Origin of the sequence: uncultured Gimesia sp., assembly GCF_963972345.1 — a bacterium.
Lineage (GTDB): Bacteria > Planctomycetota > Planctomycetia > Planctomycetales > Planctomycetaceae > Gimesia.
Window position 1 is genome coordinate 1 of the sequence record NZ_CAXAVM010000193.1, and the last position, 12,790, is coordinate 12,790.

Genomic DNA, 12,790 nt, shown 5'->3' on the forward strand with positions numbered 1-12,790 from the left:
CGCAGCAGGTGGAATCCATTTTGATTCTTGTCGGCCCTTCAATGATGAGGCGGACACCGGTATCGAAGCGAAATTCCGCAAATCCTTCTTCAAGAAAGAGATCCTGTGATAAGAGTCGCTGACCGGAAAATTTGGGAGGTGCGTTTCCTCCCCAGACACAGTCGGTCGCGCGGGTGAGTGTGGCGATGTAAGGGAGGTCGGCGACAGGTTGTTCGGTTTTGACCAACTGAGGCTGATTCCAGAAGAATCGACCGGCAATCATCCATTCCATGAGCAGTAAGATCATCATGGACGCGACTGCTACCAGAGCATAGTTGATAAAACGGGAACGTCGCGGACCTGGAGTGTGAACCTGTGTGATGGCAGGGGCGGAAGAGGGGGCGGGAGTTTCTCGAGTCACGATCTGTTCGAGGGACTGGAGTCGTTCACTCCAGTCGGATTTGATGCCAGTATTGATGTCGATATATTCAAAATACTGAAGCATCGCCTCGGGGTGCTGTTCCAGAATATTCTGAAAGGTTTCGAACTCAGTGGATGAAAATTCTCCCTCCGGGCTATCCAGCAGCCGATTCAGCAGTTCTTCGAATTCCGGGGGGATATCCTGTACCGACATTATGACTGACGCCCACTTTGAAGCTTACGAGATATACAAGCCGCCAGTTCACGTCTGAGAAGTGAAAGACGGTTGTAAAGGGTCTGGATTGTTTTGCCAGCAGTCCTGGCGATTTCTTTCACCGACTGATTTTCAAAGACGGCATTTTTGAGTAACTGCTGATCTGAGGAGTTCAAACCCTGCAGACATTCCTGGAGAAAATCGAGGCGGATATCATGGTTATTCAAATGTTCTTCACGTTCATGTGACATCGTTTCAATCAGCTCCTGATTAAAAAAATGTCGATCCCTTCCAATGCTTCTTCGGTAATTGCATACAGTAAAAAAAGCGACTCCACAGGCCCAGGAGAAAAAATCCCGGTCCTGGTCAAATTCATCGAACTTATTCCACAGCGTCAAACACACATGCTGGTAGACATCCTCCGCATCCGAATTGTGGGGGACCAGTGTTCGGATATAACCGAATATCCGTAAACGATCTTTACTCAGTAAAGATGTAAACACCCCTCTGGTATCCGGATGTAAAGACGATGTGGAAGTCGACATGAAAGTCGGGAACTCCGTTCGGAAGAAACTCTGGCGATTTGCAATCTTCTAATCATAATGAAAGCAACCCATCATTAAAATTAAATAGCTGCAAACTTTACCTGAGAACGGGAAACTCCGCCAATTCTATGTCATTCACAATACATACGGTTAGTATACTTTCAAGTAAAAAATCGGTTTGCCTATTGAAACTTGTTCTCAAACCACGGAGATTTACCATATAAAATTGCGAAAAATCAGAATTCCGCTCTGGAAGTGGAGAACGCGTGGATGTGACTCAGGAAATAGCCGCCAGATTTCATTAGCTGAAACACCGGGATTTAGATGAAACTCTTTCCTGGTTATGGTATTCTGTCAGTTCAGATCGGGTTGTTTCCGAGATTTCATCATGGAACCAAAAGGGACGAGTGAGTGCGATGAAAAACAAGACACGAACGTTGTTTGACGTGAGTAGCCTGCTGGTAGCGGCGATGATGATCATGCTGGCAGGTACTGGATGTAAGGATCCAAAAGAGATCGCCCGTGAACAGGGAGAAACTATTCAGGAACAAGCTCAACAGAAAATGCCTCAGGAACCGGCAGCAGAAAATGCGGCTGCCGACGCGCAGGCAGATCATCCGGATGACAATAAGAAAAGCATTATCCACAAAACAACCGCTGTTGTAGTGGATGCAAAAAAGGCATTGGAAAACCCGGATATTGAAATTGTGGATGGCAAAATTAAAGGGGTCGATCCATTTACCCAGGCTGGCAGTGCTTATGTCTCGATGGCGTCCCGCGTGAGTACATTGGGAATGCAGCAGGCGATTCAGCATCATAAAGTGCTGAATGACCGGTTCCCGACTTACGATGAATATATGCAGATGATGAAAGAGAATCGCATCGAATTTGCTCAGCTTCCGCCTTACAAAATGTACGGTTATAATGCCGAGTCCGGTAATATCCTCGTTCTTCAGGATAACAGGAAAAAAGCAGAGCTCTATAAAAAAGCAGGAATTCCACTCGACTGAGCAATATTGTCGTGCAGTGGCATACTATCTGCACCTTACTTCTTCATCCCCTGAATTGAAGAGTGAATGTTGATTCGAATCAACATTCGTTTCAAAACAGTATCAGCGTGTTGCAGAAAATCAACATGTTGAACAACATTTGAAGAGGTGAGTCTTATGAATTACCCACAACCTGCAAAAATCAGAAAGACTGCTACGCGGTTATTGATGCTGGGAATCCTGACAGCCACTATGAGCGTCAGCAATGGTATTCAGCATGCAGAAGCAGACAACTGGGCCTTTAACCGTTCCTATTACAGCCACGACCTGCCACCTGAAGTCGCTGCACAGTATCCGCGGCCTGAAAGTCGTTCGGCGTACCGAACTCCCGAGTTGGCGACCACTCCCGGTTTTGCATTACGTGGTGCCCGTCGCTGGAATTATGTGCGACTGTATAGCGGGAACAGCTATGATACCACGATTTATCGCAGCGACACATTCAATGTAGTCGCCCCTTGATCATTGTCAGATTCGTCTGCTGTTCGAAACAGCAAATGTGATCTCTCAAAACGTACTTCTCTGACTATCCCGAAACGGTCAGGGAGTACGTTTTTTCTTTTCTGCCAGCGCTTCATAGTAACGCCGCACCTGATCTTCGTACTGGGGGAGAAATTTTTCGGTATAGATGTTCAACAGCTGCTGTCTCATCGCGGGAGGCAGATGTCCCCAGGCATCTTTGGCATAATTGTTTTTGTCATTCACATTGCCGGGAGTCGCCTGGCCTGCTTCCTGGCGGTCGGTAGACTGCCGCGCGGGTCCCTGAGAGAGCTGACTCTCGTTTTTCTGCTTCTGCATCCCTTCACGGTCCTGTCGCTTTTGCTGCTGTTCCTGATTCTGCGGGTTATTCTGGCTCTGTTGACGCATCGAAGTTTTCGGGGCCTGCTCGACCAGGCGAATCAGTTTTTCGAGATCTTCCACCACCTGTTTCTGAATCTGTTCCGCTTCTTTTCCCGTTTCCTGATTTTCAATCAGTTTCCCGGCACGTTGCATCTCTTTAATGATGGGCTCAATGGGTAACTGATTTTTTTGAGCCCATTTTTTCAGTTTTTCGATCTGCTGATTCTGCGGATCTTTGTCTGCAGGTTGAACCGGCTGTGGTTTATCTGCCTGAGCCTGTGCGGGGTCTTCGTTACTGGTGTTCTCGTCAGCATGCACTGTCGCTACAGAGAGAAAGAAGCTGGCAGTCGCAGTGAGAGCAAGCAGATACAGGGGCAGTGTCGATTTGAAATGGTTCATCTTCATTGTTGGATCTCAAGATTCTGTTCCGGCTCATCCGGCAGGAGTTGATTAAAGAGTACTAACAGTTCCTGTGAGAGCTCGGCCAGGTCGGCCTGTTCTTTTGAAAGTTGCTTTCTCAATTCAAGCTGCGGTGCAGACAATTTTTTCTGTGGCATCAGGCTCTCATTGAATGCCGTCGTCCGCTCCAGGAGATCCTGCTGCAGGAGTTTGAGTAATCGAAGCTGGGCAATCATGGGAATCTGATCGGAGGGCATCGACTGCTGCTGGCTTTCACCAGACTGTTCTTCACCCGGTTGGGAATCTGCTTTATCACTCAGTGCCTGGAGCAGAGTTTTGAGCCCGGATTCCGCATTCTGCTCGGCGTTCAACGTCTGCTCGTCTGTCAGTCTCTGGTCCAGTCGGTCGACAGCGATTTTCAACTGGTCGACTGCTTTCTGCATCGCCAGTTTAAATGCAGGTGCTTTCGCCAGCTTGTCTGCTGTTTTTTCTGCCTGTTGCTGCAGGTCCTGTTCGGTCTGCTGCAGCAGTTTAAGTGATTTCAACTGTCCGCGCGACCAGCGACCGCGTGAAATGCGTTCCTGTTCCAGCCGATTGGTTTCTGCAATGACAGCCTGCTGCCGTTCTATCAGTCCTTTGATTTCCGCTTCCAGCTTGATGAACTGTTCAAAGGCCAGAGATTCTTCCAGTTCGTTGCGACGCGCGGCCAGTTCACGTTGTGCCTGCTCCAGGTCATCAAGCGATTCCTTGAGCTGCTCTTGTGCCTGTTCGGTATTTCCCTGTTGCAATGCCTCGTTGATCTGCTCTGTTCGACGGCCGCTGCGCTGCATCGAATCCGCGGCCCGGTTGAGGCTGAGCCGCTGGAGTTTCTGTTTCAGTTGCTGCATCTGTTGTTTCAGTTCCTGTTCGTGTTTCCTCAACTGCTGCAGTTCTGCCAGCTGTTCTTCACCCTTTAATTCCGAATCCGCTTTCTTCAGTTTTTGTAATACCTCTTCCTGCTTCTGTTTGATCAGGTTCAGTTCCTGTTCACGCTTTATCAGTTCGTCTAACACCTCTGCGGTCGAACTGGCTGGTTGATTTTCGAAGATGTTTTTTAATTTCTGCATCGACTCCTGTAACTGCTGCTGTTCCTGCAGCGCCTGTCCTACCTGATTCTGTTTTAATCTGTCTGCAGTCTGTTTCATGACGTCGGGAATCGAATTTTTCCGCAGGAAGTCGATTGCTGACTGGTTCCGCTGCTGTTCGGAGGCTGCGAGATCCGGATCCTGGGCGTTCATCGCATCAAGCAGATTGCGGAATGATTTAAAACTTTCCGCCTGTTGTTCCTGGCGGTGAGCCAGCTTTTCCAGGTCAGCCTGTTCCTGCAGTCTCAGCTTTCCAAACGCTTTGGTGATCGTTTTTCTGGCCAGCGATTCTGTCTGGTTTTGAATATCTGCCTGCTGCTGAATCTGTTCATCCAGTTCGGCAACCAGATCCCTGGTCTTCTGCCACTGTGCCAGAGATTTTAATACATGATCCAGTCGTTCAATCACACGTTGCTGTCCATTACTGGCGACAGTTAATGCTTCCAGCGGTGACGTCTCACTTTTGGTTCCCTGTTTCTCTTTTGTTTCTGTTGGACTGGTTTCTTTGGCCGGCGCAGTCGTGTCCGGATCCCGGGAATCCCCTGCATCCGCTCTGGCCAGCATCTTTTTTCGGGCCTGTGTGATCTGTTCCTGAATCTCCGGAAAGACCTGCTCATTCAACTGGGAAAGTTCCGTGTTGAGTTCAGCCAGCCTCTGCTGCATGGCCGGATCTTTAATACGATTCCAGTCCAGTTCCTGCAGCAGTTCCCGGGAACGCTGCTCCAGACCTGTGCGGGGACTATGGAGTTGAGAGGCGATCCGCTTCTGATCCATTTCTACCTGTTTGATCGTATCAATCTCTTCGGTGCGTGCCTGGCCGACGCGTTGCAACTGATGCTGGACATCTTTGATTTCCGTTTGGAGCAACCGCTGATCCTTGAGGACGCGCGTGAGTTCTTCCAGTAGGTTCCCCTGGCGGTTTGCCAGTTCATTGGCTTTAAACTGGGGACTGACGATTGTTAAAACACGCGAAATACTGGTTCCGATGTGGGAGTCTGCTGCCTGCTCCGATTTCGTATTCGCGGTGGGACCGGGCTGAAAGTGATCACGGGCTTCGGCGCGAAAAATAATCCGGTCACCTTCGTTAAGTGCCAGGTCTGAGAGATTCCAGTTGTCAGTCAGCGTCAGATCTTTCGGCTGGCTTTCTCCCTCTTTCGCTGCAGATCCCGGGTTGAAAGGGAGCGGAAAGGCAACATTCTCCCGGTCAGTACGCAGGGCGCGCGAGAGTGACTCCTGGCTGGAAGATTTCTGATAGCGGATGAGTGCGTTCTCGATGCCCAGGTCATCATGTACGACGACCGTCAGGGGAATTTGAGCAGCGGGTGTCACCTGCAGGTCAGTATCAGGGACTTCCAGGAAGACCTCCGGAACGTCATCGCTGATGGCGGTGATTTCAAAATGTTCCGGCGCGGGAGGTTTGAACCCCTGGTCATTTTCCGCTTCAAACCAGTAGGAGTAAGTCCCCGGTTCATTCACAACAAAAGAACCTGCAAAATGTTTTCGATCTGAATCCAGCTTCAGGGGGACAGGATCAGCGTTTTTGATGCGCAGCGTTACCGTTTTCAATAATTTGTTTGAACTGGCTTCAAACTCCACGCGCGTACCGACCAGTGCTTTGAAATTGCCGATGCCGGCGGGGAGCACTTCTTCAACACGACCTGTATAAGCTGGTGGTATCAGTTTCACCTGTTCCAGTTGAAGTGTGGTGGGAGGAACTGCCACGATGTTGAGCCAGGGCATCCGGTTATCATCGCCACCCACGGCACGCAGTTTGAGCAACCTGTTGGAAACCATTAAAGAGCCTGTGCCCATGTCATGCGCGACCCCGGATTTATCGGGCACGGATACAATGCGCAGGGGGTCGGAATAGATTTTATTCTCAGAGTCCTGTTTCTGGCGGGACTGATATTCGAGACGTAGATCCGCGGGAGGAGTCCCCTTGCGGTTTTCCACAAAAAACTGAAAGGTCTGGCCTTCGACCACCTGGTAGGGATTGTTCGGTCCGGTTTCGATGGGAACCAGGTTTTCGTCCAGAATCTGCAGTTCCACCCGTTGAGGCCAGTCGGGTGCGGAAAACGGGAGGATCAGGCGGTGAAGCCCCAGCATCACTTCCTGGGGATGCAGCAGTGTTAAGAATGCCGTAAACAGACAGAGCAGTGCTGCCGAGAACATGATTTTTCTGAGGGGATGTGTATCGATCAACTCCATGAAATTAATCTGAGAGGCACGCTGGTAAGCATTTTCAATCACAGCCTGCCGCATCTGCTGTGATCCGGCAAAGTGTGTGGCCGGCTGCTGATCAAACTGAATGCTGCTGGAAAAGCTGTCCCGCAGGGTCGGGTAGCGGCGTTCGATTTTCAGTGCGAGGTCTAAATCGGTCAGGGGAGTTTTCAACGGGACGATGAGATGCTTCCAGAGGATCCCGATTACGATTGCGCCTGCCGCGAGGCCCAGTAAGAGCCTGGTGGCGGGATCTGCAATTCCCAGTATCCAGTCCAGGCTGATGATCAATGTTGCCAGTCCGAGGAACAGGGCCAGTCCCCAGCACAAACCATTCAGCCAGATGAGCTGGCGGATTTTGTGATGCAGTTGTTCCAGTTGTACCCGTATGGAATGTTGCATGATGAAGTTTCAGGGGAACACAGGGACTTAAAAAGTGACTATGATTATTATACTAAGCGAAAACGTTTTCTTAACAGCCATTCTGCTGAGATCAGCAAAGTAAACAGAATCAGGAACTCCCAGCGATTCCAGAGCGGAATCGGCTCTTCGTTTTCCAGCGGAACCGGGTGTCCTGCCGGTATGGCCTGGGGAAGTTGTGCAGCAGCATAGATGGGAAAGTATTTTCCACGCGATTCCCGGGCTGTTTTTTGCATATCCATTCGATTCATATCCCGGTTGACCAGTTCCCGCTGTGAAATTTCGACGCGAAAATCGACAGCGGGCGGTGTTCCCTGGAGAATGGGTTGAGAGACCCAGGTGTGATAGGCGCCTTCTGGAATATTCGAAATGCTGCCTTCGAATATTTCGGGAGATTTTTCCAGGGGCGTTAACGGCACGGGCCGCGAAGCTTCTCCCTGGCGTTCGAGCATGACGGTCACATTTTTGGAATCTGTGGGAATCAACTGCTCATCGAGAAATTTGACACGAAACTGGACGGTATCGCCCTGTTGATACGTTTTGCGGTCCAGTGTCAATTCCACAGCCTGTTCCTGGTTCAGGAGTTTAGATCGGCTCAGGTAGCGGATTGTTTGAACCCAGAACCGCGAATAGTACAGGTCCCCCACCAGGTCACGCCATCTCCACAGGTCATCCGTGGCATTGAAGATGACTTTGCCTGCACCGACGCGCTGGGTAGCGATGATCGGAATTCTCTGACCGTTTTTTCCTTTTAGTGTGGGATGCACGGCGAACACGGAGGCGCCTGGTTTGATATCGTCTGCTGCATAAAACCAGTAAAGCTCAGGCAGGTTATTCCAGATCGCCTGGCTCTCTTCAGCGTTGTCTGCAAACCGAAATATCGATGTACTGAACTGACCTTCTGTGGTTAACTCTGGCTGAAAACCTTCGATCACCGGTTTGTATTCGGCAGGTTGCCTGTTTTGGGAAATCTCGACCGGCAGCAGTGCTTCGAGGTTGGTATTTGTGTAAGCGTGGGGGGAAAAACGAGGCCCGGCCACCATGATCAGCCCACCGCCTTTTTCTCGAACGAACTGGTCCAGATTCTCAAACACTGCCTGGCTGAAGTAAGCCGGGTCGGCGTCGCCCAGGATGACGACATCATATTGGTACAGGTCTTCTTTTTTGACAGGAAAATAATCGAGAGCGGTGGCATCTTCCGAAGAATATTCGAGATCTGATTCCTGCAGAATACTGCGAAGCTCGATCGTTTTATCACGTTCCAGCAGATGTTTGAGATAGCGGTATTCATAACGGGGAACCGAATCGACCAGCAGGACCCGGATTTTCTGATCCAGTACGGAAATCTGTCCTGCCTGCTGATTATTTTTGAGATTGACTTCCCCCTTTACCGGTTCGACTTCAATCACATATTCGAGCAAGCCTGCTTTGGTGGGGGTGAAAGTCAGTTCGATTTTCTGATAATCTTTTTGTGTATTGATCGGGAACTGACGTGATGCCAGCGGGCTGCCCGTATTGGCTTCCCTGAGGCTGACTTTCATGTTTCCGGACTGAATGCCGAAAAACCTGACTTTGGCAGAGACTGTCACCGGATCATTGATGAAGGCGACATCATCAACAAGCAGATCATACAGTTGCAGGTCTTTCACCGGTTGTTCGCTGCCGACACCGACGGGAAAGATGGGAACCAGCTTGGATTTTGCCAGTGCCCCTGCCCGTGACAGGAGATCAAGATCGCCGGTGCTGGAGATGCCATCGCTGAGCACAATGATGGCGGTCGGCGGGGTGCCCCGAAAGTCGTTGAGAACTTTTTGAACTGCATGAAACGGACGCGTTTCTTTCCCGGTTGGTTCCAGCTGTTTAAGGAGTTCCTGTGTACGCTGGTAATCCTGGAGATCAATCAGACCCTGTTCTCCCAGAGGCAGGCATTCCTCGGAAAAATGATAGAGCCTCAGTTTGTGTTTCTCCTGAAGTTCCAGCAGGAACCCGGATTCATTCTGCAGCAGGAGATCTTTTACCAATTCCAGCCGATTTTTTCCCTGACTTTCCTGCTGGAACGCTTTACTGATGCTGGTGGAGGCTGATGCGGCATAATCGTCTTCGAGTCCCATGCTCGCAGAATCATCAATCAGAACGGCAACGAAGGGCAGGCCGGTTCGATGAATGGTTAGAGTGAACCGGGTCAGAAACAGAAGAATGATCGCAAACAGTGTCAGGCGAATGCCGATCAGCACGAGACGCTTTTTTAAATTCAGGTGTGCCGTGTCTTTCAGATAAGCATAGATCAGCAGAAACACAATCCCACTGCCCAATAGAAGCACGGACCAGTCCGGTAACCAGGCTGGCCACGGAGAATTCCACTGAAAATTCCAGGCAGAACCCTGGCCCGGTCCCGCGGCGGGGATCTCAAAATAGGATTCCAGAAGTTGTTTCAGCTTATCCATGATTGGTGCAAATGTATCGTGATATGAAAGCGGAAACTTCTGAATCGAAGAGACCGGCTGCGAATCGACTGCTTATATTGTATTCAGATCATCCAGCAATTGTTGCTTTTCATCACCTTTCAAATCTGATTCTGCGATTTTTTTAGCCTGTTCTACGTAAGTTGACACTTCTTCTGATTTATTGGAGATCGATGCAGCACGGGCCAGCGCTTCATAAGCATAGGCGAGGCAGAACGGACTTAAATGTTTATCTTGCGTGATTTTAAGGCAGAGCATCGCAAAGCTGAATGCATTGCTGGGTTGATTTGTCACAGCATACACACGGGACAACAGCCAGTAGGCAATCGAAATATTTTCGTCCGTGTGTCCTTCAAACTGCATCCAGTGCCATAAGGAGGCATGGCAGGTGGAGATCATCTCCAGGTTTTCTGTTGCGGCACGGTCCTGCTTTTCCAGAAACTCCCATGTCTTGTTGAAACTGTCAGCGGCAAAGTATCGATGGGCCGTCTGTATATCAAAATCGGGTGTCTGCATACGGACTTTCCTGGCAAAAGGTTTCTGTCGATTTATGTTTGAGGCGGAATGCGGCCTGAAAACTGATCTTCAGACAGATTCCATTTCGAGGCATAATGCATTGTATCGCAGCTGGAGAAGAATTATAAGAACTTACGAAAATTGGCAAGATATCAATGAATCAGGGGCTCTTCGGGCAAATATCTGATTGTTGTTTCCTATCTTATCAATATTCACCAGCCGACCGGCTTGATGCAACAGGATCTTGCTATTCGATAATGTTTATCCAGTCGAAACAATAGTCACAACCAATGGATTCAGAACGCACTGATTTCCGATAGTTAGAGACGTAGGATTTCGGACCGATCCAGCCGAAGCCTGCCACTTGTCTGGGAAAAACCCTGCGAGATTGATCATCGGGAACTTCAGATAAACATTAAGGCGATTATGATCCTGTCAAAAGAGAACATGCATCAGCAAAGTCAGTCAACAGACGGACTGCGTCTGGAACCCTCTGCATTGCCAGCTTCGGCACATCTGGTGGGCATTTGCGGTTCCGGAATGAAGGCCCTGGCGGAATATCTGGCAAGCGCCGGTTGTCGAGTCACAGGATCTGATTTAAGCCCCTCTCTGGCTGCAGATCCTGCGCTGCGCGCAGGGGGATACCGCGTGCATCAGGGACATGATATGCGGTTTGTACCCGAGGGGACGAGTGTACTCGTTTATAGTCCTGCCATCGGCCTGGCGAATCCGGAACGACGTTTTGCACAACGCATGGGAATTCCCCAGTTTTCCTATGCACAGATGCTGGGACATCTGATGCGCCAGAAGCAGGGTGTCTGTATCGCCGGAACGCATGGGAAAAGCACGACGACCGCGTTAACGGCATACGTCCTGCAAAATGCCGGTGTTTCCCCCTCAGCGGTCATTGGTGCCGAACTCTGCAGCCAGAATCTGAATGGCTGGGCAGGGGATGGTTCGTTGTTTGTTGCGGAGAGCTGTGAATATCAGCGTAGTTTTCTGAATTTATTCCCGTATTTTGCAGCGATCACAAATATCGAACCCGACCATTTTGATTATTTCAAAAATCAGGATGATATGACGACTGCCTACGCAGAATTCGTCTCTCGTATTCCCAGGGGTGGTTCGCTGGTATTACCTTCGACCTGTATGGGGTTCCAGAAACTGAGGGAAGCCTGTAAAGCAAAAATTTCTACTTTTTCACTGGAGCGGGGGGCTGACTGGTGGGCCACCGACATTAAGTCGACGGCGTTCGGTTTACGATTCCGACTGTTCCACCAGGGCGAGTACTTTTCCGAAATATCTCTTCAGAAAACGGGAAAACACAACGTTTCCAATGCAATGGTGGCTGCCATTCTCTGTCATTCCGCCGGCATCGATGTCGAACAGATTCGGGAGGGGATTTATGAATTCCCCGGGATTCGCCGGCGCTATGAGCGGATGGGCTCGTACAAGGGAATGACGCTGTTTGATGATTATGCCCACCATCCGACTGCGATTCAGGCCACTTTGAAGATGTTAAGACAGGAATATCCGGACCGCCGGATCTGGTGTCTGTATGAACCGCATCAGGTTTCGCGCACACAGGCCTTGATGGATTATTATGCCCGCAGTTTTCAGCTGGCGGACCGTGTTCTGATTGCCCCCGTGTATGCAGCCCGGGAAAAGCTCGATGCAGAGCCTGTAGAAACGTCCAAAGAGCTGGTTCGGCGAATTCTTCTGCATAATGCTGCGGTCAGTTTCAGCAGTTCCCTTGACCAGATGCTCTCAACTTTAGAGACTGAGGCTCAATCTGGTGATATTATCATTACTATGGGAGCGGGCGAAATAAATCGGATCCATCATGAGCTCAATCGAAGACTTCAAAGAGATTCTCAAACCATCTGAACCACTGGCCAAGTATTCCTATTTCAAAATAGGGGGACCAGCCCAGTTTCTTCTGGAACCGCGGAATGCAGATGAACTGCAGGCTGTGGTCCAATGCTGTGTAGAGAATGAAATTCCGGTACGCGTTTTTGGCGGTGCCTCCAATATTCTGATTAAAGATTCCGGCGTACAGGGTGCCGTCATCCGCATCCATGCCGGTGATTTTTCTAAAATCAGCATCGAAGGCACGACGGTCACAGCCGGAGCAGGTGCCTTACTCTCAAACCTGGTCTCAGAAACAGTCAAAGCGGGCCTGGCGGGCCTGGAGTCACTGGTAGGAATTCCGGGAACTGTGGGCGGTGCGTTACACGGCAATGCCGGGGGCCATAATGGTGATACAGGTCAGTATGCCACTTCCGTCACGGTTCTCACCGCGCGAGGTGAAAAGTTTGTGCGGACGGCCGACGAACTGAGTTTCAGCTATCGTGAGAGCAGTATCAATGAACTGGCGATTATCGAAGCAGTATTTGAACTGACCGCAGATGATTCCGAAGAAGTCACAAACCGCATGAAGAAGAACTGGATCATGAAAAAGGCGAATCAGCCTTTAACTCACCAGTCAGCCGGTTGCATCTTCAAGAATCCGCGGGGCATGCACGCTGGCGCATTGATTGAACAGGCTGGCTTGAAAGGCACCCGGATTGGCGGCGCAGAAATCAGTGATCGGCATGCGAACTTC

General features: G+C 50.1%; 9 protein-coding genes and 1 pseudogene. 4 read left to right on the plus strand and 6 right to left on the minus strand.

What is annotated here, in order from left to right; genetic code table 11:
* Nucleotides 1-613: pseudogene (locus AACZ40_RS23540) on the minus strand (hypothetical protein); the annotation flags it as partial.
* Nucleotides 613-1,158: a sigma-70 family RNA polymerase sigma factor gene (locus AACZ40_RS23545; RefSeq protein WP_291173240.1), complete on the minus strand. Its 546-nt coding sequence runs from the start codon at nt 1,156-1,158 to the stop codon at nt 613-615. The pseudogene AACZ40_RS23540 and the gene AACZ40_RS23545, both read right to left, overlap by 1 nt.
* Before the next feature lie 416 nt (nt 1,159-1,574).
* Between AACZ40_RS23545 and AACZ40_RS23550 the strand changes: the two genes are divergently transcribed.
* Nucleotides 1,575-2,168, plus strand: coding sequence for a hypothetical protein (locus AACZ40_RS23550; protein WP_291173242.1), 594 nt, complete (start codon nt 1,575-1,577; stop codon nt 2,166-2,168).
* 156 nt (nt 2,169-2,324) lie between these two features.
* Nucleotides 2,325-2,666: a hypothetical protein gene (locus AACZ40_RS23555; protein ID WP_291173244.1), complete on the plus strand. Its 342-nt coding sequence runs from the start codon at nt 2,325-2,327 to the stop codon at nt 2,664-2,666.
* 78 nt (nt 2,667-2,744) lie between these two features.
* Here AACZ40_RS23555 and AACZ40_RS23560 read toward each other — a convergent pair whose 3' ends face one another.
* From AACZ40_RS23560 to AACZ40_RS23575, 4 genes are all read right to left on the minus strand, one after another.
* Entirely contained in the window at nt 2,745-3,443 is a 699-nt protein-coding gene (locus AACZ40_RS23560; protein WP_339676074.1) for a hypothetical protein, read from the minus strand.
* Between the two features lie 2 nt (nt 3,444-3,445).
* Nucleotides 3,446-7,189 carry a DUF4175 family protein gene (locus AACZ40_RS23565; protein ID WP_291173249.1) on the minus strand — a complete coding sequence of 1,248 codons (3,744 nt, stop codon included), beginning with the start codon at nt 7,187-7,189 and terminating at the stop codon, nt 3,446-3,448.
* Nucleotides 7,190-7,236: 47 nt separating this feature from the next.
* Nucleotides 7,237-9,651 carry a hypothetical protein gene (locus AACZ40_RS23570; protein ID WP_291173252.1) on the minus strand — a complete coding sequence of 805 codons (2,415 nt, stop codon included), beginning with the start codon at nt 9,649-9,651 and terminating at the stop codon, nt 7,237-7,239.
* Nucleotides 9,652-9,723: 72 nt separating this feature from the next.
* Nucleotides 9,724-10,185, minus strand: a complete 462-nt coding sequence (locus AACZ40_RS23575) for a hypothetical protein (RefSeq protein ID WP_291173254.1) — start codon at nt 10,183-10,185, stop codon at nt 9,724-9,726.
* 447 nt (nt 10,186-10,632) lie between these two features.
* On the opposite strand from AACZ40_RS23575, the gene murC reads away from it, so the two are divergent.
* Nucleotides 10,633-12,072, plus strand: a complete 1,440-nt coding sequence (gene murC, locus AACZ40_RS23580; RefSeq protein ID WP_291173257.1) for a UDP-N-acetylmuramate--L-alanine ligase — start codon at nt 10,633-10,635, stop codon at nt 12,070-12,072.
* A partial coding sequence (gene murB / locus AACZ40_RS23585) for a UDP-N-acetylmuramate dehydrogenase (RefSeq protein ID WP_339676079.1) occupies nt 12,029-12,790 on the plus strand: 762 nt, incomplete at its 3' end. The genes murC and murB, both read left to right, overlap by 44 nt.

Excerpts from the sequence above, each read along its gene's own strand:
- AACZ40_RS23565 (WP_291173249.1), bottom strand. The coding sequence starts at position 7,189 with ATGCAACATTCCATACGGGTACAACTGGAACAACTGCATCACAAAATC.
- AACZ40_RS23560 (WP_339676074.1), bottom strand. The coding sequence starts at position 3,443 with ATGAACCATTTCAAATCGACACTGCCCCTGTATCTGCTTGCTCTCACT.
- AACZ40_RS23550 (WP_291173242.1), top strand. The coding sequence starts at position 1,575 with ATGAAAAACAAGACACGAACGTTGTTTGACGTGAGTAGCCTGCTGGTA.
- murC (WP_291173257.1), top strand. The coding sequence starts at position 10,633 with ATGCATCAGCAAAGTCAGTCAACAGACGGACTGCGTCTGGAACCCTCT.
- AACZ40_RS23570 (WP_291173252.1), bottom strand. The coding sequence starts at position 9,651 with ATGGATAAGCTGAAACAACTTCTGGAATCCTATTTTGAGATCCCCGCC.
- AACZ40_RS23545 (WP_291173240.1), bottom strand. The coding sequence starts at position 1,158 with ATGTCGACTTCCACATCGTCTTTACATCCGGATACCAGAGGGGTGTTT.
- AACZ40_RS23575 (WP_291173254.1), bottom strand. The coding sequence starts at position 10,185 with ATGCAGACACCCGATTTTGATATACAGACGGCCCATCGATACTTTGCC.
- AACZ40_RS23555 (WP_291173244.1), top strand. The coding sequence starts at position 2,325 with ATGAATTACCCACAACCTGCAAAAATCAGAAAGACTGCTACGCGGTTA.